This is a genomic window from Acidovorax sp. PRC11, from assembly GCF_031844105.1.
Taxonomy (GTDB): Bacteria; Pseudomonadota; Gammaproteobacteria; order Burkholderiales; family Burkholderiaceae_C; genus Paracidovorax.
Genome location: NZ_JAUZUQ010000006.1, coordinates 65,344 through 88,883, shown reverse-complemented (window position 1 = coordinate 88,883; position 23,540 = coordinate 65,344). Strand labels below are relative to the sequence as shown.

Annotated in this window: 10 protein-coding genes and 2 tRNA genes; 4 read left to right on the top strand and 8 right to left on the bottom strand. The window is 71.3% G+C overall.

From position 1 onward, the window contains the following. The first annotated feature begins 397 nt into the window (after positions 1 to 397). A complete protein-coding gene (locus Q9R47_RS08700; RefSeq protein ID WP_311232809.1) occupies positions 398 to 4,360 on the top strand; it encodes a DUF748 domain-containing protein in 3,963 nt (1,320 codons plus the stop codon). 298 nt (positions 4,361 to 4,658) lie between these two features. Then, positions 4,659 to 7,427 (top strand): DUF349 domain-containing protein, encoded by a 2,769-nt coding sequence (locus Q9R47_RS08695; RefSeq protein WP_311232808.1) that lies wholly within the window; start codon positions 4,659 to 4,661, stop codon positions 7,425 to 7,427. 350 nt (positions 7,428 to 7,777) lie between these two features. Here the strand turns inward: Q9R47_RS08695 and Q9R47_RS08690 are convergent. Beyond that, a tRNA-Leu gene (locus Q9R47_RS08690) sits at positions 7,778 to 7,862 on the bottom strand. 191 nt (positions 7,863 to 8,053) lie between these two features. After that, positions 8,054 to 8,138 (bottom strand) — tRNA-Leu (locus tag Q9R47_RS08685). 19 nt (positions 8,139 to 8,157) lie between these two features. Between Q9R47_RS08685 and rnr the strand changes: the two genes are divergently transcribed. Together rnr and Q9R47_RS08675 are read left to right on the top strand one after the other, a co-directional pair. Beyond that, a complete protein-coding gene (gene rnr, locus Q9R47_RS08680; RefSeq protein WP_311232807.1) occupies positions 8,158 to 10,482 on the top strand; it encodes a ribonuclease R in 2,325 nt (774 codons plus the stop codon). Positions 10,483 to 10,495: 13 nt separating this feature from the next. Beyond that, positions 10,496 to 11,263: an SDR family oxidoreductase gene (locus Q9R47_RS08675; protein ID WP_311232806.1), complete on the top strand. Its 768-nt coding sequence runs from the start codon at positions 10,496 to 10,498 to the stop codon at positions 11,261 to 11,263. Positions 11,264 to 11,341: 78 nt separating this feature from the next. On the opposite strand, the gene Q9R47_RS08670 is transcribed toward Q9R47_RS08675, so the two are convergent. From Q9R47_RS08670 to Q9R47_RS08645, 6 genes are read right to left on the bottom strand one after another with little or no spacing between them, the layout of a single operon-like run. Then, positions 11,342 to 11,557 carry a hypothetical protein gene (locus Q9R47_RS08670; RefSeq protein ID WP_311232805.1) on the bottom strand — a complete coding sequence of 72 codons (216 nt, stop codon included), beginning with the start codon at positions 11,555 to 11,557 and terminating at the stop codon, positions 11,342 to 11,344. A 54-nt stretch (positions 11,558 to 11,611) separates the two neighbouring features. Next, entirely contained in the window at positions 11,612 to 13,144 is a 1,533-nt protein-coding gene (gene glgA, locus Q9R47_RS08665) for a glycogen synthase GlgA (RefSeq protein ID WP_311232804.1), read from the bottom strand. After that, positions 13,141 to 18,174, bottom strand: coding sequence for a malto-oligosyltrehalose synthase (locus tag Q9R47_RS08660; protein WP_311232803.1), 5,034 nt, complete (start codon positions 18,172 to 18,174; stop codon positions 13,141 to 13,143). Before Q9R47_RS08660 ends, glgA begins: the two co-directional genes overlap by 4 nt. Next, the gene (treZ, locus tag Q9R47_RS08655) at positions 18,171 to 20,000 is read right to left on the bottom strand and encodes a malto-oligosyltrehalose trehalohydrolase (protein WP_311232802.1); all 1,830 of its coding nucleotides are present in this window, start codon (positions 19,998 to 20,000) and stop codon (positions 18,171 to 18,173) included. The genes Q9R47_RS08660 and treZ overlap by 4 nt, the downstream gene beginning before the upstream one ends. Continuing rightward, a complete protein-coding gene (glgX, locus tag Q9R47_RS08650; RefSeq protein WP_311232801.1) occupies positions 19,997 to 22,147 on the bottom strand; it encodes a glycogen debranching protein GlgX in 2,151 nt (716 codons plus the stop codon). Before glgX ends, treZ begins: the two co-directional genes overlap by 4 nt. After that, a complete protein-coding gene (locus Q9R47_RS08645) occupies positions 22,144 to 23,454 on the bottom strand; it encodes a glucose-1-phosphate adenylyltransferase (protein ID WP_311232800.1) in 1,311 nt (436 codons plus the stop codon). Before Q9R47_RS08645 ends, glgX begins: the two co-directional genes overlap by 4 nt. Between the last annotated feature and the right edge of the window lie 86 nt (positions 23,455 to 23,540).

Genomic DNA, 23,540 nt, shown 5'->3' with positions numbered 1-23,540 from the left:
ACACCTTGACTGTGACGCCGTAATGACGCTGGTCACGCCGCGAAAGTCTGGCGCAATCGCGGCCGGCAAGACCATTGCAAAATTCGCTTGGCGTGGCGCCCGGGATTCGTTAAATTGGAGGCGTCTGACATCGATCAGGCATCGCCGGACGAAGCGGAAACCACCGGCCATGGGCATGCAGTGCCCCGGCAGGGCAGGAAGAAACTTCCACGGCAAACCCTTGGAGGCAATACCTTGCCTCCTGCCCCATGGACCTTCAACCTCCATGGTGCAAAAACGATGGCAAAGGACCGTTGCGTCAGCCGTCAAGCCCGGCAGAGCCTTCCTGGCCCTGCCGGGCTTTCTTTTTTGCGCTCCGTTACATCTTTACAGGCCCTGCATCTGCTGCAATCCGGGCATGCACTGGAGATCGCGCAAGCGCAACGGGATGAAGAAGCCGGAAGGCCCGCCACGCGGCCGCTCCGCAGCAGTGGCGGCACTGCGCTGGCCGGGCGCCGGCCTGGCCGTGGTGCTGGCCGTGTGGGCGCTGGCGTGGCTCGCCGTGCCGACGCTCGTGCGCATGGGCATCGAGCGCTGGGCCATGCACACCTGGGGCCGCACCGCCACGGTCGGCAAAGTGGAATTCAGGCCCTGGACGCTGGAGCTCCTCCTGCACGACGTATCCCTGGCCGCGGCTTCGCCAGGCGCGCCTCCCCAGGTGGAGATTCGGCGTATCTATATAGATATGGAGCTGCAGTCCCTGGTGCGCCTGGGGCCGGTGCTGGACGCGGTGGAGGTGGATGCACCGCAGCTGCGGCTGGTGCGGGAGAAGGACGGCCGTTTCGACGTCGACGACCTGCTGCGGCGATGGGCTGCGGCCTCCGAGAAGGCGGGCGCGCGGGAAGGCGGGAGCGGCGCCCGTTTCGCCCTCTACAACCTGCGGCTGCGCGACGGTTCGATCGATTTCGCCGACCGCGGCACGGGGCAGTCGCATGCGCTGCGCGGGCTCGACGTCGGCCTGCCGTTTCTGAGCAATCTGCCCGCCGACCGGCAGGCCACCGTCACGCCGCAACTCGCCTTCACGCTGGATGGCAGCCGCTTCGAATCCCGTGCCGAAGCCACGCCGTTCGCCGAAGACCGGCAGGCGCGGGCACGGCTGAAGGTGCAGGGCCTGGACCTGTCGCCGCTGCAGGCCTACTGGCCGGACGGCGCTCCGATGCGACCGCTCGCGGGCCAGCTCGACGCCGACCTGGCGCTGGATTTCGGGCAGGGTGAGGTGCCGCGGCTGGCCGTCAGCGGCCGCGCCCGCGTGTCGGGGGCGCGGCTCGAAGGGCCGGCAGGCGCGGCCCCCCTGGCATTCGAGTCGCTCGAAGTGCAGGCCCTGTCGATCGAGCCGCTGCAGCGCCGGGCGCACCTGGCCTCGGTGCAATGGACGTCCCCCCGCATCGCGCTGCACCGCGATGCAGGCGGCCGACTCGACTGGGCCGGGGCGGCGCGCCGCGGCCATGGCGCGGCCACCATGCCCGAGAAGACGGCGGCCCCGGCATGGCAGGTGGTGGTCGACCGTGCCGCGGTACAGGGCGGAAGCGTGGCCTGGCGCGACGACAGCACCGGGCGCCCCGTCGCGCTGGCGCTGGAAGCGGTGAGCGCCAGGGCCTCCTCCCTGGCCTGGCCCTGGAAGGGCGGCCTGCCGTTCGCCGCGCGGGCCCGGCTGGCATCCCCTGCAACCCCATCGGATGCCCGCAAGGCGGTCCCGGCCACGCTGGGCATCGAGGGCACGGCCTGGCCGGACCGGGGGCAGGTGGCCGCCTCGCTGCGCGGGTTGCCGCTGGCGGCGTTCGACGGCTACCTGGCTGCCGCGTTCGCCCCGCAATTGCGGGGCGCGGCCGATGCCGACGCCGGCATCGCCTGGAACCATGCGACCGGCGCCGTGGTGGCCCGGCTCGCGCGGCTCTCGGTCGACAGGATGGTGTTGTCGTGCGGGGACGGGGGCCGCTGTGGCCTTCCTTCGGCAGTGGCGGCCAACGGCACGCCGGGCGCTCCCTCGGATGAGGCGGCGAAGGAAGGACCGGGCGGCGCGCCGGGCGTCTGGGCGCAGGCGGACCGGCTGGAGGTGGAGGATGCCGTGGTGCACCTCACCGCCCGGACCGCATCCGTGGGGCGCTTCCTGGCCACGGCGCCGAAGGTGCGCGTGGAACGCGATGCGTCGGGCCGGTGGATGTTCGACGGCTGGGCGGTGCGTGCCCCTGGCGGGCCCGCCCCTGCCGCCGGCACGGCGGAGACCTCCCGCACGGCCGCGGTGCCCGGCGCAGCGGCGGCGCCCTGGTCGGTGCGCGTGGACGACGCGGCCGTGGCGGACGGGACCGTGGCGTTGCGCGATGCGGTGCCGTCGGCGACGGCGCCCGTGCAGTTGCAATGGTCGGCCATCGCACTGCGGGCCCGGGGCCTGGCCTGGCCCGCCGGCCCGCCCGCGGCAAGCGCCACTGGCGCGGCACCCGTGCAGTTGTCGCTGTCCGCGGATTGGGAGGCCGGGCGGCGCGCCCCGGGCCGGCTGTCCTACGAAGGCAGCCTGTCCCTGGCGCCCGTGGGCGTGCAGGGGCGACTGCAGGCGCGGCGCCTGCCGCTGCATGTGCTGGAGCCGTATGTCGCCCCCTGGCTGAACGTGCATGTCGCGCGTGCCGAAGCGGGGTTCGACGGCGAGGTGCGCTATGCGTCGGGCGCGTCGGGCGCGGTGGCATCGGCGCGGGGCAATGCGGCCCTCGACGAGGTGCGCGTGCGCGCGATACCGCCGGCCGCCGAGGGCCTGCCGGCCGCTGCCGCCGAGCGCGGCGAGGACCTGCTGCGCTGGCGCAATCTGGCCCTGCAGGGCCTGGACTGGCGCATGGCGCCGGGCAGCCCCGTGCGCCTGGACGTGCGCGAGACGGCGCTGCGGGAGTTCTTCGCGCGCATCGTGCTGCAGAAGAACGGGCGGCTCAACCTGCAGGACCTCACGCGCGATCCGGCGGCGACCGCCGGCACCGCGCAGGCCGCCGCCCGCGCCCAGGCTGCGGGACGGGCGCGCGCGGCCGGTGCGCCGGTGGAATCCGCGGCCGCGGCCGGCACGGAGCCGGCCACAGCACCTGCCGCCGGGCCGAAACCCGTGCTGCGTTTCGGCCCGGTCGTGCTGTCCGCCGGTTCCGTGCGTTTCACCGACTATTTCATCGAGCCCAACTATTCCGCCGATCTCAGCGAATTGGCCGGCCGGCTGGGCGCCTTCTCGTCCGAGCCCCCGGCGGATGGCGCGGCGCCGGACATGGCGGAACTGGAACTGGCCGGCCGGGTGCAGGGTTCCGCGTCGCTGCAGGTCTCCGGGCGGCTCAATCCGCTGGCGAAGCCGATCGCGCTCGACATCCAGGGCCGGGTGCGCGATCTGGACCTGCCGCCGCTCTCGCCCTATGCCGTCAAATACGTCGGGCACGGCATCGAACGCGGCAAGCTGGGCATGGACGTGCGCTACACCGTGCTGCCCGACGGCCAGCTCACGGCCGGCAATCGGCTCGTGCTGCAGCAGCTCGTGTTCGGCGAACCGGTGGAGGGCGCGCCCGCCAGCCTGCCGGTGCGGCTCGCGGCCGCGCTGCTCGCCGATCGCAACGGCGTGATCGATCTCGACCTGCCCATCAGCGGATCGCTCAACGACCCGCAGTTCAGTCTGGGGCCGGTCATCCTGCGGGCGGTGGGCAGCCTGGTACTGAAGGCCGTGACCTCACCCTTCACGCTGCTGGCGAACGCCTTCGGTGGCGGATCGGCGGAGCAGGGCGCGGTGGTATTCGCGCCCGGCAGCGCCGAACTGGATGCCGCCGCCCTGGAAGGGCTGGAGAAGGTCGCGCGCTCCCTGCGCGACCGGCCTGCGCTCCGCCTGACCGTGACCGGCCACGCATCGGCCGACGGTGAAGAGGAGGGCTGGAAGCGCGAGCGCCTGCGCGCCCAGGGACAGCAGGTGCTGCAGCGGCGCTCCGCCGGCCGGGCTGCCGGCGGAGCCGCCGCGCAGGCGGCCGCGGACACCGCGCGGGATGCCGCTCCCGGAGCGGGAACGCGGCCCGCAGCGCAGGCCGACGGTCTGCGCGAGCTCTACCGGCGCGCCGATTTTCCCAAGCCCCGCAACCTCCTGGGACTCGCCCGCGACATTCCGCCCGCCGAGATGGAGGCGCTGCTGCTCGCACAGATCCGCATGCCGGCCGGAGCGTTGCGGGAGCTGGCCCAGGCGCGCGCCGTGGCCGTGCGCGACCGGCTCGCGCAGGACGGCATCCCTTTGGAGCGGCTGTTCGTGGCCGCGCCGCGCGTGGACGACGCAGCGCCGGCCCGCGCGGCGCCGCGGGCCGAGCTCTCGCTGGAGGCGCGCTGAGTTTTCGAAGCACGGACGGGGGCAGGGCGCGCAACGGAACCCGGGCGGCGCGGGACTGTCGTATGCTGCATGGACGGACGTCCCGGTGCCGCCGTCGCCGGTCGCTCCGAAGCGGTTGCAGCGTGCGTTTCGCGCCCCATATGGGAAGCCTTGCGGACGGAGTTTCCCGGCCGCGCTGACCGTCTCGACGGGCCGGTAGTCAAAACCGGGCCAAAATAGCGACTTCGACGATTCGCCGGGCCATGGTCCGGCGTGCGGGCGCTGGTGCCGCCGGCACCTGCCCCTCCTGACCAGAACCATGTTTCCTTTTTCTTCTCGCAACAAAATGTCTGACGCCCCTGAAGTGACCCCGGCCCCGGCCAAAGCTTCCGAGCCGCACCCGCTGGACGCGTTGACGGGCGGGGCCTTTTCCGCCGCCACGTCGGGCGAACGCGCCTCGCGCATCCGCGACTGGCTGGCCACCCAGCCAACCCCCGAGCAGTTGCAGGAAGTGTTCAAGGAGCTGAGCGGCCGCGACAAGGGCGCCGCGCGCGCCGTGCGCGAGCGCCTCGACGAGATCCGCCGCGCCAAGGGCCAGGAAGCGATCGCCGCCGAATGGGCCGACAAGGCGACCGCGCTGCTCGACGCCTCTCGTTTCCACATCGCCGACGCGCTCGCCTGGCAGCGCGACGCCGCCAAGGCCGGCGCGCCGCTCTCGCGCGAGCCGCTGGCATCGCTGAAGGCCCGCCTGGCCGAGCGCATGAAGGTCATCGAGGACCTGCAGCACCGCGTGCAGGTCCAGCGCGAGGCGGCCGTGCTGCTCGCCCAGCGCATCGACGTGCTCTCCACCAAGCCCTGGCGCGACGCGCAGGCCGCGCTGGAAGCGCTGCGTGCCGACGTGGAGCGCTGGCAGCAGCAGGCCGACGAGCTGTCGGGCGATCCCGCCTGGCCGAGCGTCGAGGCCCGCTTCCCGCCCCAGCTCGAAGCCTCGCGCACCCAGCTGCTGGTGGTGTGGGGCGCCTTCCAGCCCGCCATCGCGCAGGCCGCCGCCGCGGCCGAGAACCCCGAGGCGCCGCTGCCGCCCGTGCCCGTATGGGCGGAAGAGCTGCGCGTCGCGCGTGGCGGAGAACCGATGGTCGACAGTGCGGCCGCCGGTGCCGCGCCCGCGCCTGCCGCGCGCCCGGCCGTGAAGACCGATCCCGCCGTCCGCGAGAAGGCCGAACAGGCCGTGCGTGCCGCGCTCGCGAAGCTGCAGGAAGAAACGGCGCAGGGCCACGGCAAGGCGTCCGCGGGCGCCGCCACCGCGCTGCGCACGGTGCTCAAGCAGCACGGCCGCCACATCGACGGCGCGCTGGAACACGACGTGCACACCGCGCTGATCGCGGCGGGCGAACTGCAGGGCTGGCAGCGCTGGAGCGCCGACCAGGTGCGCGAGGAACTCGTGGCCAAGGCCGAAGGGCTGCTCAAGCGCCCCGAGGGCCAGGCCCTGGGCGGCCGCAAGATCCAGGAGAGCCTGCGCCAGCTGCGTGAACAGTGGAAGCAGACCGACCAGGGCGGCCAGGCCAACCATGCGCTCTGGAAGAAATTCGACGAAGCCTGCAACGCCGCGCACAAGGTGGTCGAGGCCTGGCTCGAGAAGGTGCGCGCCGACGCGGCCGAGCACAAGGGCCAGCGGCTCGCCCTCATCCAGGAACTGCAGGCCTGGACGGCCGCGCAGGCCGAAGGCGGTGCAGAGCGCGACTGGAAGCAGGTGAACCGCGCGCTGCACCAGTTCTCCGACCGCTGGCGCGAAGGCGGCCACGTGAACGAGAAGGTGTATGCCGAGCTGCAGCCGCAGTGGAAGCAGGCCTTCTCCGCCGCGGCCGCTCCGCTGGAAACCGCTCAGAAGGAAAGCCTGGCGCGCCGCCACGCGATGATCGAAGAGGCGACCGCGCTCGGCGCCGCGCCCGTGCTGCGCATCGACGCGGTGAAGGGCCTGCAGCAGCGCTGGCAGGCCGAGGCCCAGTCCGTGCCGCTCGACCGCAAGCACGAGCAGAAGCTCTGGGATGCCTTCCGCAAGCCGATCGACGAAGCCTTCAACCGCAAATCGGCCGACCGCCACAAGACGGCGGGAGAGGCCAGTGCGCACGACCGTGCCGTGCTGGAAGCTTCCAAGGCCGTCGAACAGGCCAATGCGTCCGGCGACGTGCAGCAGATCCGGGCAGCGCTCGCGGCCCTGGAGGCTGCCGTGCGCGGCCAGGCGCAGGCACAGCAGGAAAGCGCCGCCGCGGCGCGTGCCGGCAGCGGTGCCGATGCCGCCGCTCCGGCTGCGCGCGATGCGGCCGCGCCAACGGCTCCGGCCGATGCGGCTGCCGAAGGCGGCGAAGCGCCGCAGGCCGACGCCGACGCCGCTCCGGCACCGGCCGCGCCGGCTCCCAAGCCCGCGCGTCCCGTGGTGGCCGTGCGCGGCGACGACCGGCCCGGCGCCAAGCGTGACGTGCCCGCAGCCGCTGGCCGCCCGGGACGTCCGGGCGAGCGCGACCGCAGGGATGGCCGTCCGGGCCGCGATGCCCGGGACGGACGCGACGGCGGCGACCGCGGCGGACGTTTCGGCGACCGCTTCGGTGATCGGGACATGCAGCCCCGCGGCCCGCGCCTCGGCGATGCGGCGTTCCGCGCGCAGCGCGAAGCGCAGGAGCATGCCCAGGCCGCGCTGCGGCGCCTGGCGGCCCAGGCGCACGGCGAAGCGCTGACCCAGCTGCTCGCGGCGTGGGAGAAGCGCGATGCCGCGCAGCTGCCGTCGGCACAGGAGCTGGGTTCGCGGGTGCCGGCGGGTGTGCGTTCCTCGTGGGCGCAGGCCGTGTCGGCCGGCCCGTCGGGCGACGCCTCCGAAGCGCTGCTGCGCCTGGAGATGGCGGCCGAGGTGCCGACGCCGGCCGAGCAATTGTCCGCGCGCCGTGCGCTGCAGTTGCAGCTGCTCACGCGCCGCAACGATCCCCAGCCCGCCCAGACCTGGGCCCAGGACACCGCGCGCGTGCTGGCCAGCCCGAGCGAGCCGGGCAACGCCCGCCGCCTGCAGCAGGCGCTCAAGGCATTGCTGAAGGGTTGAGGGTCGATCCGGAGGGCTGCGGCGTCGCCCAGCCCTCGCCATGGCCCGCGCCCTGGGTGGCGGGACATTCCAAGAGCCGCACGGTCCGCCCTGCGGCTCTTGTCATTTCTGCCGAGCGGTAGCGCGGCGGGGTGGCGGGCTGTCCGGTGGACGGATGCACCGGGCAGCGTTGATCGAGAGGGCGGGCAGGGGGTGGGGCGTGACGCCGGAGATCGCAGGCCCCACGCGGGCTGCCCCCCTCCCGGGCCGCTGCGCATGCAGCGTGCATGCACTGGGCTGTGCCGTGCCTGCGGACCGCCCGAACGGGCGAAAAAAAAAGCCGCTGTCGAAACAGCGGCTTTTTCAAATTTTGGTGCCCAGGAGAGGACTCGAACCTCCACGATGTTACTCGCTAGTACCTGAAACTAGTGCGTCTACCAATTCCGCCACCTGGGCATCTCAGGAATCCTCGAATTATAGCGAGGATTTCGGGCACTTCGGCCGGATCCGCAAATTTTTCGAAAAAAACTGCGTAGCCAGTGCAGAGGGCCTTCGGCCGCCCTGAGCAGCCGGGTGCGGAAACAAAAAAGCCGCTTCGAAAACGAAGCGGCCGGATTGCCGAAAACCGGTCTGGTTCTCGTTAAACTTGGTGCCCAGGAGAGGACTCGAACCTCCACGATGTTACTCGCTAGTACCTGAAACTAGTGCGTCTACCAATTCCGCCACCTGGGCATTTCAGGAAAGACTCAGATTGTATATCAAAAAAACGAAGACCGAAGCAAACGTCGCGCAGGCCGATGACGAAATCGAAGGCAGCGTGCAGGGCCACCGCGACGGTCATGGATTCGTGCAGCGCGATGACGGCGACGCCGACATCTACATTCCCGCGAACGAGATGCGCGCGGTGCTGCACAAGGACCGCGTGCGCGTGCGCATCGCCCGCCACGACCGGCGAGGCCGGCCCGAGGGCCGCATCGTCGAGATCATCGAACGCCCCCAGCACCCGATCATCGGCCGGCTGCTGCAGGAAAGCGGCGTCTGGCTGGTCGCGCCGGAAGACAAGCGCTACGGCCAGGACGTGCTGATTCCCAAGGGCGCCACGGGCGCGGCGAAGGTGGGGCAGGTGGTCGTGGTGGAGCTGACCGAGCCGCCGGCCCTGTTCGGCCAGCCGGTGGGCCGCGTGAAGGAAGTGCTCGGCGAGGTGGACGATCCCGGCATGGAGATCGAGATCGCCGTGCGCAAGTACGGCGTGCCGCACGAGTTCTCGCAGGAGGCGCTGGCCCAGGCCAAGGCGCTGCCGGACAAGGTGCGCGCCCAGGACAAGCGCCAGCGCGTCGACCTGACGGACGTGCCGCTCGTCACCATCGACGGCGAGGATGCGCGCGATTTCGACGATGCCGTCTATTGCGAACCCGCCAAGGTCGGCCGCGCCAAGGGCTGGCGCCTGCTGGTCGCCATCGCCGACGTGAGCCACTACGTGGAGACGGGCAGCGCGATCGACGTGGACGCGTACGACCGCGCCACCAGCGTGTATTTCCCGCGCCGCGTGATCCCGATGCTGCCGGAGAAGCTCTCCAACGGCCTGTGCTCGCTCAACCCCGAGGTGGAGCGCCTGTGCATGGTCTGCGACATGCTCGTCACCGCCAAGGGCGATGTGCATGCCTACCAGTTCTACCCGGCGGTGATGTTCAGCCACGCGCGCTTCACCTATACGGAAGTGGCGGCGATCCTCGCGAACACGCGCGGCCCCGAGGCGACGAAGCGCCGCGCCCGCGTGCAGGACCTGCTGAACCTGCACGACGTGTACCGCGCGCTGCTGTCGTCGCGGCACGAGCGCGGCGCGGTGGATTTCGAGACCACCGAGACGCAGATCGTCTGCGACGACAACGGCCGCATCGAGAAGATCGTGCCGCGCACGCGCAACGATGCCCACCGGCTGATCGAGGAGGCGATGCTCGCGGCCAACGTGTGCAGCGCCGACTTCATCGCGCAGGGCGGGCAGCCGGGGCTGTTCCGGGTGCACGAGGGACCCACGCCGGAGAAGCAGGAGATCCTGCGCAACTACCTGAAGGCCATGGGTGTCGGCATGACGATCGGCGACGATCCGAAGCCCGGCGACTTCCAGGCCATCGCGGAGGCGACGAAGGAGCGGCCGGACGCGCAGCAGATCCACACGATGCTGCTGCGCTCGATGCAGCAGGCCATCTACACGCCGACCAACAGCGGCCACTTCGGTCTGGCGTACGAGGCCTACACGCACTTCACCAGCCCGATCCGGCGCTATCCCGATCTGCTGGTGCACCGCGTCATCAAGGCGATCCTGGGCCAGACCAAATACCGCCTGCCGGCCCTCCCCATACCGGGCGAGGCCCATGCCAAGCTCGCAAAGCGCCTGGCCGCGCGCGTGCCGGCGCCCACCCAGCAGCCGCGCAAGCCGCTGTCTGCCTCGGCGGCCCGCGAGGTGCAGGCCTGGGAGGCCGCCGGCCTGCACTGCAGCGCCAACGAGCGCCGCGCGGACGAGGCGAGCCGTGACGTGGAAGCCTGGCTCAAGTGCAAGTACATGCGTGAGCACCTGGGCGAGGAATTCAGCGGCCTGGTCACGGCGGCGACCAGCTTCGGCATCTTCGTGACGCTGGACGCGATGTACGTCGAAGGCCTGGTGCACATCACCGAACTCGGGGGCGAGTACTTCAAGTTCGACGAGGCGCGCCAGGAGCTGCGCGGCGAGCGCACCGGCATCCGCTATGCGATCGGCACGCGGGTGCGGGTACAGGTGAGCCGCGTGGACCTGGACGGCCGCCGGATCGACTTCCGCCTGGTGCGCGAAGGCGACGAACTGCAGGCCGCGGCACGCAGCGGGCGCAGCCGCGGCGGGCGCGAGGCCGGCGACGGCAACACTGCCGCGGATGGTGCGTCGCCGGAGTCCCGCGGGCGCAAGGCGCGCGGCAAGGCGTCGCAGAAGCAGCAGCCGACCCGTTCGCAGGACGTGGTCCCCGCGTTGCCCCGCAAGGCCCCCGCCAAGGGCTCCGGGCGCCGCGCGGGTGCGGCGAACCGGGGCGGCAAGTCCCGCCGATGACGGAAACGCAATGATGACGATGGATTCGACGAACGCACCGCGCATCGCGGTGGTCACGGGCGCGGGCTCGGGTATCGGCCGCGCGGCGGCGCTGGCGCTGCTGGGCGCGGGCTGGTCGGTGGTGCTCGCCGGGCGACGCGCAGCGCTGCTGGAGGCAGTGGCGCAGGAGAGCGGGGCGGGTCAGCGGGCGCTCGCGGTGCCCACCGACGTGGCCGACCCGCAGGCGGTGGAGCACCTGTTCGACACCGCGGTGGAACGCTTCGGGCGGGTGGACCTGCTGTTCAACAACGCCGGCACGGGCGCGCCGGCGGTGCCGCTGGAGGATCTGCCGCTGGAGGAATGGCGGCGGGTGGTGGACATTAACCTGAACGGCATGTTCTATTGCCTGCGGCAGGCGTTCCGGGTGATGAAGTCGCAGAGCCCGCGGGGCGGGCGCATCATCAACAACGGGTCGATCTCGGCCCATGCGCCGCGCCCGAACTCGATCGCTTACACGGCCACCAAGCACGCGGTGATGGGGCTCACCAAGACGGCCTCGCTGGATGGCCGCAAGTACGACATCGCCGTGGGCCAGATCGACGTCGGCAATGCGGGCACCGAGCTGGCGCAGCGCATGACCCAGGGCGTGCAGCAGGCCCACGGTGCGATCGCCGCCGAGCCGCTGATGGACGTGGGCATCGTGGCGAAATCGGTGCTCTACATGGCGGATCTTCCGCTGGAGGCCAATGTGCTGTTCCACACGGTGATGGCCACCAAGATGCCGTTCGTAGGCCGCGGTTGAAGCCCGCGGGGCGCGCACGGCATCCTGCCAGGCGCGGGGCCGTCCGCGGCACGGCGGGCTCTGCGCAGGGCGAGGCCGTCAGCCCGGGCAGTGCGACGCCTGGGCCGATGCGCCCAGGGAGGCCTGCGTGTTCACCATGACGAGGTGCGCGGCGCGGATGCGCGGGCGCACCGCCGACCGTGCCGGGGCATCGGCCGCGATGTCGTCCTGCACGGAGACGGCGGGCACGGTGGAGTCGCCGGTGGCGGTACGCTCCTGGTACGACGACAGGAAAGGCCATGGTTTGCGGATCATGTCGGGCTCCTCAATCACGCGGGGCCGCCAGCCCGGGGCGGGATGGCGTGGGGCTCAGTATTCCGCCGCGGCAGTACCGGCTTTGTAGGACAACGCAGGAGCCCCTTGCGGGTCCGCATCCGCCCCGGGCAGGATTCCGGTGTACGCCCGCACATAGGCGCGCGCGGACGCCGGCCAGCCGAAATCGCGCTGCATGCCGTTGCGCTGCAGGCGGCGCCAGGTGTCCGGCGTATCCTTCCAGCAGGCCAGTGCGCGGGCCACCGCCTCGTCGAAAGCCGCCTGGCTGCCGCCCTGCATCACGAACCCGGTGCCTCCGCCGCCCGGCGCCGCGGCGTCGGTGACCGAATCCGCGAGCCCGCCGGTGGGTGTGACCACGGGCGGTGTGCCGTAGGCCTGGCTGTACATCTGGTTGAGGCCGCAGGGCTCGAAGCGCGAGGGCATGAGGAAGCTGTCGCTGCCCGCTTCGATCTGGTGGGCCAGCGCTTCGTCGAATCCGACCGTCACGCGCACGTGCTGGGGATGCTTCTGCGCGAGCGCACGCAGCGCGGTCTCCAGGGCCCGGTCGCCGCTGCCGAGGATCGCGAGCTGCCCGCCCTGACACACCAGGCGCTCCGCCCCGGCGATGACCCAGTCGATGCCTTTCTGCTCCGTGAAGCGGCCCACCAGGCCGAACAGCATGCGCTTGTCGTCCTCGGCCAGTCCGAGCGTGCGGCGCAGGGCCGCCTTGCAGGCCGCCTTGCCGGCCAGCCGGTCGGCGGAGAAGGGGGCCTCGATCAGCGGATCGCGCAGCGGGTTCCAGATGTCCGTATCGATGCCGTTCAGGATGCCCTGCAGGCGATCGGCACGGGTGCGCAGCACGCCGTCGAGCCCGAAGCCCAGTTCGGGGGTCTGGATCTCGCGGGCGTAGGTCGGGCTGACGGTGGTGATCGCATCGGCGAACTGCAGCCCGGCCTTCATCATGGAGAGCTTGCCCCAGAATTCGGCGCCGTCATGCACACCCAGATAGGCGCCGCCGATGCCGAGGCGGCTGGCCCAGTCCATCGGCACGACGCCCTGGAAGGCGAGGTTGTGGACGGTGACCATGCTGGCGGCGATGCGGCTTCGGTCCGCCGCGCCGGCGGCATCGCGCCATTGCCGCAGATAGAGCGGCGCGAGTGCCGTGGGCCAGTCGTTCGCATGCACGATGTCCGCCGTCCATCCGCAGGGGGACCGGGGCGTGCCGATGAGCGCGGCGACGCGGCTCAGCAGGCCGAAGCGCAGGGCGTTGTCGGGATGTTCCACGCCGGCTGCGTCCGCATACGGCGGGCCGGAGCGGGCGTAGAGCTGCGGGCAGGCCAGCAGGAGCAGGGGCACGCCCTCGCCGCGGTCCACGCGCAGCAGTTGCGCGGCGGGCCAGGGGCCCTCGGCCGGCACGGGGAACCAGCCGGTGATGCGGCCCTGCAGCGGCATGTCGGCATAGGCGGGCATGAGCAGCATGACCTCGTGGCCCAGCGCGGCGATGGCGGGCGGCAGCGCCGCGCTGACGTCGCCCAGGCCCCCGGTCTTGACCAGCGGGGCGCATTCGGAAGTGGCGAAAAGAACCTTCATGCCGCGGATTCTGCGCCCACCAGCACCGCGAACGGCAGCGTGGGGCGGTCCGGCAGCACTTCGCTGAGCACGTCGTCGAGATCCCAGCCCTCGCCGGTGTCCGCACCCAGGCGGCGGCCGGTCATCCAGTCTTCCCACTGCGCGGTCTTCGCGAGCTGGGGATGGGCGGAGGCCAGCGCCAGCCGGGTGCCGCGCCAGCCCACGGCGGCGAGGCCGTAGGGCAGCCGCGAGCACACCACGACGATGGCGCGGCCGTCGCGGATGCGCGCGAAGGCGAAGGCATGCTCCGCGCTCGGGCCTTCCAGTGCGAGCGGCAGGTAGGTCGACTGGAAGAACAGGTCCGGCAGGGCCTGCCGCAACCGCAGCAGGCGCCAGGTGACGAGCTGCTTCGCGTCCGGCGACGGCACCGGGCCCAGCAGGCGCTGCCAGTCCGCCTGCGACGGATGGCCGTTCTGGTAGAGCGTCTGCAGGCCTTCCAGCGCCTGCGCGAGCGCGGGGAAGTCCACGGGGCGGCGGTTGTCCGGGTCCACGAGACTGAAGTTCCACTGCTCGCAGCCCTGGTAGATGTCGGGCACTCCGGGCACGGTGAGCTTCAGCGCGAGCTGGCAGAGGCTGTTGCGGTAGCCGTAGGGCGCGATGGATTGCACGAAGCGCTCCAGCTCGCGCACGAACCGTTCGGTGGACAGCGCGCCGTCGATGTAGCGCGCGACCGCGTTCTCGTAGACCTCGTTGGGGAAGAGCCAGTTGGTCTGCTGCTTGGCCTCGCGCATGGCCTTGACCATGTACTGCTGGATGCGTTCGCGCAGCTCCTGGCGTTCGGAGGGCTGGGTTTCGTGCGTGGGCCAGATGCCGACGAGCGCCTGGTAGAGCGCCCACAGGTCGTGCGCGCGCGGTGCCGTGTCGCCGTCCACTTCGGAGGCGAAGCGCTCGCCGAGCTCCCGCAATTGCAGGGCGGTGTCTTCCCACAGCGCCGGGATTTCCGAGAGCACGTTGAGGCGCGCGCGCAGGTCTTCCGAGCGCTTGCTGTCGTGCGTGGAGGTGGCGAGCAGGTTGTGCGGACGGTAACGCGCCCGCTGCAGGTTGGCCTGGTGGAACGCGGAAGCGGTGAGGCCGAAGCGGCGAGGCTCGGAGCCCACGTCGTTCAGCGAGACCAGGCGCACGTAGCGGTAGAAGACGGTGTCCTCCAGCGACTTGGCCATGACGGGCGAGGTGAACTGCTGCCAGCGCCGCAGGAAGCGGGCGCGCAGCTCGGGCACTAGGCCCTCGTCGCCGAGCAGCACGCCCTGCAGGAAGGCGAGCACGCCGCCTTCGCTGGTGCCCATGCGGCGCCGGGCGGCCGCGACGGCCCATTGCACGTGGCGCCGGTCCGCATCGCTCGCGGGCGTGCCGTCCGGCACGAGGTAGGTGCGGTAGACCGGGAACACCGCCGCCACTTCCGTGAGTGCGTTGCGCAGCTGGTTGCGCGTGAAGTCGAAGGTCCGCCGGTCGGCCTGGGCGATGCGGTAGAGCGTGTCCGCCAGCCAGCCCAGGTCGCTGTAGAGGGAGGTCCCGATGATGTGCTTCTTGCACTCGTAGACGGCTTCCTCGAAGTCCTTGGTGTCGCCGGTGAAGCTGGTGTAGGCATCGTCGAAGGCCGATTGCGACGCGGCATCCACGAACAGGCCGTTCACCAGGCTGCTGAAGCGGTAGCCCGTCGCGCCGTGCACCGGCCATTCGGCGGGCAGCGGTTCATGGTCGGCGAGGATCTTCTCCACCACCAGGTAGAGGGCAGTCGGCTCGCGGCCGGCAGCGCGGGCGAGCGCGGCGTAGCGGCGCTGCAGACGGTCGAAGTACTGCGCGGGATGCGCGAGGCCGTCCGGGTGGTCGATGCGCAGGCCGGTGATGCGGCCTTCCGCCAGCCAGCGGAAGATGCAGGCATGCGCGGCCTCGAACACGCTGGGCTCCTCCATGCGCAGTGCCGCGAGCGAGTTCACGTCGAAGAACCGGCGGTAGTTGATGTCGTCGCCGGCCACCCGCCAATCGGCGAGGCGGTAGGGCTGGTCGCGCAGCAGCGCGTCGAGCGCATCCAGGCTCGCGGGCTCTTCCTTGCGGCCGTTCCAGTGCTGCAGGCAGGCGTCGATCCACTGGCGCACCCAGGCATGGGCCGCGGCGAGTTCCGCCAGCCGGCGCTGGTGCAGCGGGGCGTCGCGCATGCGCATCGCACGCTCGGCGTCGTCGGGAGTGTCGCGGTCGGGCAGGCGCCCGAAGGCGTCGACCAGCGACTGCACCTGCAGCGCGCTGTCGCCGTCCGACTCGGCGCCGGTGGCGGGTGCCGGCACGGCCCCGAAGATGCGCGCATAGTGCCGCGGATCGACGGGCAGGCGGTGGTCCCAGTAGCGGACGAAGAACTTGCCGGCCTCGGCATCGAAATCCAGGCGCAACTCGCCCGCCTCCAGCACCTGGCCGTACTGGCCGCCCAGCATGGGCAGCAGCACCCGGCCCTGGAGGTTGGCGGTGGCGGGTTCCCATTCGATGTCGAAGAAGCCCGCATAGGCGGAGGCGCGTCCATGCTCCATCACGTCGTCCCACCAGGGGTTGGGTGCGTCCAGCACGCCCATGTGGTTGGGAACGATGTCCAGCAACTGGCCGAGACCGCGCTCCTTCAGCGCATCGCACAGGGCGGCATGGCTCGCTTCGTCGCCGATCTCGGGGTTGAGCCGGGTGGGATCGACGACGTTGTAGCCGTGCGTGCTGCCCGGCGCGGCCTTGAGGTAGGGCGAGCTGTAGAGGTGGCTGATGCCCAGGGCGTGCAGGTAGGGCACGGCGCGGGTCATCGCCTCGAAGGTGTTGTCCTTGTGGAACTGCACGCGGTAGGTGGCGAGCGGCACGTCGGCGGTGTCGAGCGCGGGCAGCGCCTCGGCCTCGGCCTGGAAGGCGGGACGGCCGCGCTGCGCGCGCATGGCCGCGGCCACGGCGGCGAAGCAGGGATGCGTGGCGAGCCGGTCCAGCGGCACGGCCAGGCGCCGGCGCCAGTTGGGCTGCATGTCCTCGGTGGTGCCGGGCACGTTCACCTGTTCGAGCTGGCCGATGGCGTCTTCGATCTGCACGGCGGCGAGCCAGCAGGGCGTGCGCGCAAGGTAGCCGTGCACCGCGGCGATGAATTCCGGCGTGGCCTCGGGCACCGACTGGGCATCGACCGTGGCGCCCTCGGGCAGCAGGCCTTCTTCCTGCAGCGCCATCAGCAGCCGCACGCGGTCCTGCGCCCGTTCGATCAGGCTGCGCGCATGCGCTTCGGAATCCGGCAGCCAGCCGAGGCGCTTCTGCACCTCGATGTCCTCGCCGCTCCAGTAGCCGCGCAGGGTGGGCAGGTCGTGCGTGCTCACCACGGCCAGGGCCTGGGCGGGCCATTGCGCGGGCGGGCGGAAGGCGCCGCCGTCCAGGCGTTCGAAGATCAGCGGGCGGTACGACAGCACGGCGCGCTGTGCCATCGCCTCGCGCATCCGCGGCGCGACGTTGCCGAGGTCTTCGCCGATCACGAGGCAGCGGTGGCGGTGGCTTTCGATGGCAAGCACCGCGAGCAGGGCTTCCAGCGGATAGGCCACGTAGGTGCCGGCACCGTTGTGGATCCAGAAGAGCCGCATGAGCGCCATCACGTGGTCCATGCGCAGCGCGCCCGCGGGATGCATCACGGCGTGCAGCAGGCGGCGGATCGGCATGAAGCGGGCGGCGGACAGGGCCACGGGATTGAGCGGGGGCAGGCCCCAGTCCTGGCCCTGGGTGTTGAGCGGATCGGGCGGTGCGCCGACGTTCATGCCGCGCGCGTACAGGTCCTGCAGCGTCCAGGTCTCCGAACCGCCATCGCTCGCACCCACCGCCAGGTCGCAGTAGAGGCCCACGGGCATGAGGGCACGTGCGCGCTCGCCGGCCTGGTCCAGTTGGGTGCGGGCCGTCCACTGCAGCCACATGTGGTAGGCCACCGCTTCGGCATGGTCGTGGGCGAAGGCCTGCACTTCCGCGCCCCGCGGGTCGCGCAGGGCCTCGGGCCAGGCGGGCCAGCCCCAGACGTCGGGCGCTCCGCGCGAGAGGTGTCGCTGCAGCGCCTCGTACAGTGCGTGCTGGCCCAGGGTGGCGTCGTGCTCCTGCAGGAAGGCCTGGAAGGCGACGCCGCGCGGGCTGAGCGTTTTCCAGTCGCCCTGGCGGAATTCTTCCCAAAGCAGGGCGAGCATCTCCTCCTTGGCGGCGGCGACGTCGGCGTACTGCACGGCCTCCGCGCCGCGCAGCGCCTCCAGGCGCTGCTGGAAGGCACCGTCCGCGTACAGTGCCTGCGCGGGCGCGCTGCGCAGGAATTCGGGCATCGCCGTCACGTCGATGAACAGCGGATTGAGCGCGAGCCGGCTGGAGGGGCTGTAGGGGCTGGCGAGGTCGGCCCGGTCCATGCGGAGGGCGTGCAGCGGGCTCAGGCCGATGAAGGCGGCACCCTGCGCGGCCGCGGTGGCCACGAGTTCGGACAGATCGGTGAAATCGCCGATGCCCCAGTTGCGTTCGGAGCGCAGCGAATACAGCTGCACGCACAGGCCCCACCAGCGCTCGCCGTGCCGCAGCGGCTCGGGTGACCAGCACTGGGCGGGCGCGACGATGACGAAGCGCTCGGGAGCAGCACCCGCGCCCGTGCCGGCGAGCGCCGTGGTGCCCGTGTCCGCATCCGCCGCGACGAGGCGGTAGTAGCCGGCCGGCAGGTCGGCCGGCAGCCGGGCCACCGGGCCCCGGCCTTCGCACACGGTGGTTTCGGCCTCGACTTCGCTGGTGACGAGCCGCCAGGCGGCGGAAGCGGTCCAGTCCACCGTGGCCGGTTGTCCTTCCTCGACGAGGACGGGCGGCGGCAGGGCGGAGGCGTCGGCGTGCGGGCCCATGGCGGCGAGCGCGCGCTCCAGGACTTCGGGCGGCACGTCGCGGTTCTCGCCCCAGAAGCTGGCGTAGTTCAGCGCGATGCCGGCCAGGCCGGCGCGGTGGTGCAGGTCGCCCTGGCCGATGGTGTCGTGGGGGGCGTTCATGCGGTCACTCCGTACAGGGTCCAGCGGGCGGACCAGGGCGCCCAGGCGCCGCCGTCCTGCCAGCGGTGATCGAACACCGCAATTCCTTCCGGGGCCGAGCCGGAATCATCGGTCTCTGGCGCCGTAACGGCCTCACTGCCCAGGTTCATCTGCATCACGAGCCGTGCTCCATCGTCATAGGCCCATCCGGCCTGCAGTCCCGTGGCACCGACGCGCCGGGCGCTGTGCCCGCCCGTGCGCAGTCGCTCCAGGCGAGGGGTGATCCATTCACGCCGGGCGGCCAGCGCCGCTCGCAGCAGGGCCAGGCGTTCGCGCCCCGCGGGGGAGTCGGCCTGCGCCCAGTCCAGGCGGCTGCGCTCGAACGTGGCGGCATCGCAGGGGTCGGGCAGCTCCCGGCCGGAGCCGGCTTCCAGGCGGAATTCGCGCTGCCGGCCGGCGCGCACGGCCTCGCGCAGCTCGCCCGTCCAGTCGGCGAAGTAGAGGAAGGGCGTCTCCGCCCCGAATTCGTCGCCCATGAAGACGAGCGGTATCGCCGGCGTGAGCAGCGTGGCGAGCATCGCCAGTCCGGCGGCGGGCGACGGCACCAGATGCCCGAGCCGTTCGCCGAAGGCGCGGTTGCCGACCTGGTCGTGGTTGCCGAAGAAGTTGACCATCGTGGCCAGCGGCTGGGCGGCGGCCGGCGTGCGCTCGGTGCGGTGGCCTTCGCCGTCGCGCTCGGAATGGGCGAACACGTAGCCGCCCGCGAGGCTGTGGGCCAGGCCGTCGAACGGCGCGTGGGCGTAGTCGGCGTAGTAGCCCTGGCGCTCACCGGTGAGGCTCACGTGCAGCACGTGGTGGAATTCGTCGTTCCACTGCGCGTCGTAGCGCGCTGCCTGCGGGCCCGGGGCCAGGCGCTCGCCCTCGTTCTTCTCGTTCTCCAGAACCAGGTGTACGTGGCGGCCCGCGGCGGCCTCGCGCACGCGCGAGGCGATGTCTTCCAGCACGTGGGGCGTGCCGTCGTCGATGATGGCGTGCACGGCATCCAGCCGCAGCCCGTCGATGCGGAATTCCTGCACCCAGTAGACCGCGTTCTGGATGAAGAACTCGCGCACCGGCCCGCTGCCGTCGCCGTCGAAGTTGATGGCCGCGCCCCACGGGCTGTGGTGCGTCTCGGAGAAGAAGCCCGGCGCGTAGCTGCCGAGGTAGTTGCCGTCCGGACCGAAGTGGTTGTAGACCACGTCGAGGAACACCATCAGCCCGAGCGCATGCGCCCGGTCGATGAGCCGTTTCATGTCGTCGGGCGTGCCGTAGGCGGGGTGGGGCGCGAACGGCAGCACGCCGTCGTAGCCCCAGCCGTGGTGGCCGCCGAAGGTGGCGACCGGCATCAGCTCGACCGCGGTGAAGCCCTGGTCCGCCAGCCACTGCAGGCGCTCCGCCGCTGCCGCGAAAGTGCCCTCGGGCGTGAAGGTGCCCACATGCAGTTCGTAGAGCACCACATCCTTCCAGGGGCGCCCCGCCCAATCCTTCGCCTGCCAGTCGAAAGCCTCCGGGTCGGTCACCCGGCTCGGGCCGTGCGGGCCGTCCGGGTTGCTGCGCGAGGCCGGGTCGGGCACCAGCGGGCCGTCGTCCGCCTGCCACTGGTAGAGCGTTTCCGCGTCCGCCTCCGGCACGACCACCTCCCAGTAACCGTCCCGCGTGGGCCGGGCGTCGGCCCGGGCGGTCCCGGTGCCGGGGCCGGTCCGGTAGTGGAGGGCGAGCCGCTCGGCGGCCGGTGCCCAGAGGGTGAACCGGACGCCGCCTTCAGGCAGGAGGCGGGCGCCGATCGGCATGTCGTGCCGGTAGGTCATGGATGGGCGGTGTGGGAAGTGGCGGTGAGGATGGCCATCGAGTGCGCGGGCAGCACGTACTGCGTGCCGGGTTCCACGGGCTGCGCGTCCGGCGGAGGGACTTCGGCCGTGCGGGTGTCCACGCGCACGGTCCAGGTGCGGGGCTGGTCTTCCTCGGGCAGCGTGAAGGTGGCGTCCTCGCCGCTCGCGTTGAACAGCACCACGGCGGCACCGTGGCCGGCATCGGTCTCCATGAGGGCGGCGACGCAGCGCGATTGCGGGTCGTCCCATTCCTCGGGAGTCATCGGCAGTCCCCAGACGCTGTGCCAGTGCACGCCGACGCAATCGGCGCGGCCGCTGCTCGCGGTGGCGGTGCGCAGCGCCGGCAGCTCCGCGCGCAGGGCGATCAGCGCCTCGGTGAAGCGGCGCTGCGCCTCGTTGCGGCCCGCATGCTCCCAGTCGTACCACGAGAGCGGGCTGTCCTGGCAATAGCCGTTGTTGTTGCCGTTCTGGGTGCGCGCATGCTCGTCGCCGCCCAGCAGCAGCGGCGTGCCGTGCGAGACGAACAGCGTGGCGAGGAAGTTGCGCATCTGGCGGCCGCGCAGCTCCAGCACGCCGGCATCGTCGGTCTCGCCTTCGGCGCCGCAGTTCCAGCTGCGGTTGTGGTTCTCGCCGTCGCGGCTGTCTTCCTGGTTGGCCTCGTTGTGCTTTTCGTTGTAGCTCACGAGGTCGGCCAGGGTGAAGCCGTCGTGCACGGTGACGATGTTCACGCTGTCGGTCGCTGGGCGGCGGCGGTGTTCCAGCAGGTCCGCGCTGCCGCAGAGGCAGGCCGCGAAGCCGGGCAGGCTGCCGTCGGTGCCGCGCCAGTAGTCGCGCACCACGTCGCGGTAGCGGCCGTTCCACTCCATCCAGCCGTCGGGGAAGCCGCCCACCTGGTAGCCGTCCGGCCCCAGGTCCCACGGCTCGGCGATCAGCTTGACGCGAGAGAGCACCGGGTCCTGCGCCACGGCCGCGAAGAAGGCGGCACGGTGCGTGAAGGCCCCCGAGACGTCGCGGCCGAGCGAGCAGGCCAGGTCGAACCGGAAGCCGTCGACGTGCATTTCGGTGACCCAGTAGCGCAGGCTGTCCATCACCAGCCGCAGGGCGGCCGGGCTGCTGGTGTCCACGGTGTTGCCGGTGCCGGTGTAGTCGACGTAGAAGCGCGTGTCCTCGGGCGACAGACGGTAGTAGGCGCCGTTGTCGATGCCCTTGAGGCTCAGCGTGGGGCCCAGGTGGTTGCCTTCGGCCGTGTGGTTGTAGACCACGTCCAGGATCACCTCGATGTCGGCGGCGTGCAGCGCGCGGACCATCGCCTTGAATTCGTCCGTGCCGCCGTCGGCGCGGTTCGCGGCGTAGCGGGGCTCTGGCGCGAAGAACGCGATCGTGTTGTAGCCCCAGTAGTTGGCGAGGCCCGCGTCCACGAGCCGCTTGTCGTCCACGAAGGCCTGCACCGGCAGCAGCTCGATGCTGGTCACGCCGAGCTGCTTGAGGTAGCCCACGGCGGCTTCCGATCCCAGACCGGCATAGGTGCCGCGCAGGTGCTCGGGCACGCCCTCCAGCGTCTGCGTGAAGCCCTTGACATGCATCTCGTAGAACACGGTCTCGGCGGGCGGCACGCGCGGATGCGCATCGTCGTCCCAGTCGAAGCGGGAGCGCACCACGATGGACTTGGGCGCGGTGGCGCCGTTGTCGACGCCGCTGATGGCGTGGTCCTCGTCCTCGTGGCCGAGCTCGTAGCCGAACTGGTCGTCCGCGCCCATCACGGGGCGGTCGAGCGCCCGCGCGTACGGATCGATGAGCAGCTTGGCGGGGTTGAAGCGCTGGCCCTTCGACGGGTCGTAGGGGCCGTGCACGCGCAGGCCGTAACGCTGCCCGGGCTTGATGTTCTTGATGTGTCCGTGCCAGGTGCCGGCGGTGAAGCCGGGCAGCGCGACGCGGCCGGACTCGTTCTCACCGTCGGAGTACAGGCAGATCTCGACCTTCTCCGCGCCGGGTGCGTGCACGGCGAAGTTCACGCCGAGACGGTCGGCCGTGGCGCCGAGGGGCAGGGCCCGGCCCTGCTCTACCGTGTAGCGGGCTGCGCGGGGGCGGCGCGGCGTCATGGAGGGAGCGGCGTCGCCAGCCTTCATGCGGCCACCTTCTTCAGGCCGGAGCCTTCGGTCGCGGCGGGGGCCGCAGGCCGTGCGCGGCCGATGCTGGCGGTGGTCGACTGCAGGCCCTGGGCCTTGAAGAACTGGCGGGGCACGACGACGATGCCGCTTTCGGTCACGTGGAAGCGCTTGCGGTCGGCCTCCAGGTCGAAGCCGATGCGCTCGTGCGCAGGGATGTCGTTGTCCTGGTCGATGATCGCGCGGCGCACCTGGGCGCCGCGGCCGATGCGCGAGCGTTCCATGATGATGCAGTGTTCGAGGCGCGCATCGCGCTCGACGACCACCGAGCGGCGCAGCATCGCGTTGTCCAGCGAGGCACCGTCCACGATGCTGCCCGAGCCCACCACCGAGCGGTGGATCACGCCGTTCTCGATCTGGGCCGATTCGGCCTGGTCGGGGCTGGCGTAGATGGGCCAGCGGCTGTTGGTCATGCGGAAGCGCGGCGTGGCGCCCAGCGTGTCGAAGTGGGCCTGGTAGTAGGCGTCGATGGTGCCCACGTCGCGCCAGTAGCCGTGCTCTTCGTAGGGCTCGGTGCCGGGGATGGTGTTGGTGTCGAAGTCGTAGGCCATCAGGCGGTGCGACTTGAGCATGGCCGGCAGGATGTGCTTGCCGAAATCGCTGTGGCCGGTTTCATGGGCTTCGCGCAGGGCATCCAGCAGCACGTCGGCGTTGAACAGGTAGTTGCCCATCGAGGCCAGCGCATGGGTGGAGCTGCCGGGCATGGGGCGCGGCGGCGTCTGCGGCTTCTCGACGAAGTCGACGATGCGGTGGCTGTCGTCCGTCTCCACGATGCCGAACTGGTTGCAGTCGGCGAGCTTCACCGGCAGCGTCGCCACGCTGACGTGCGCATCGTTCTTCGTATGGAAGTCGATCATCTGGCGCACGTCCATGCGGTAGATGTGGTCGGCGCCGAACACGGCCACGATGTCGGGCTTGAACGTCTCGATCAGGTGGATGTTCTGGTAGACCGAGTCGGCCGTGCCCTGGAACCATTCCGGGCCGTTGTTCATCTGCGGCGGCACGACGGTGACGAAGTGCTGGGGGATGAAACGCGTCATCGTCCACGACTGGCGGATGTGCTCGATGAGCGACTGCGACTTGTACTGCACGAGCAGGTAGATCGAGTAGATCTCGGAGTTCACGAGGTTCGAGAGCACGAAATCGACGATGCGGTGCTTGCCGTTGAAGGGGACGGCGGGCTTGCAGCGCTCGGCCGTGAGCGGGTGCAGGCGCGAGCCTTCGCCGCCGGCCATGACGATGGCGAGAACGTTCTTGGTGCTGGACATGTGGGACTCCCGTGAAGTCAGACGTGGAAGGGCGCGAAAACTGGTGCTGCCGCCACCGTCCGGCTTCCTTGCGCGCGCGACCGGGT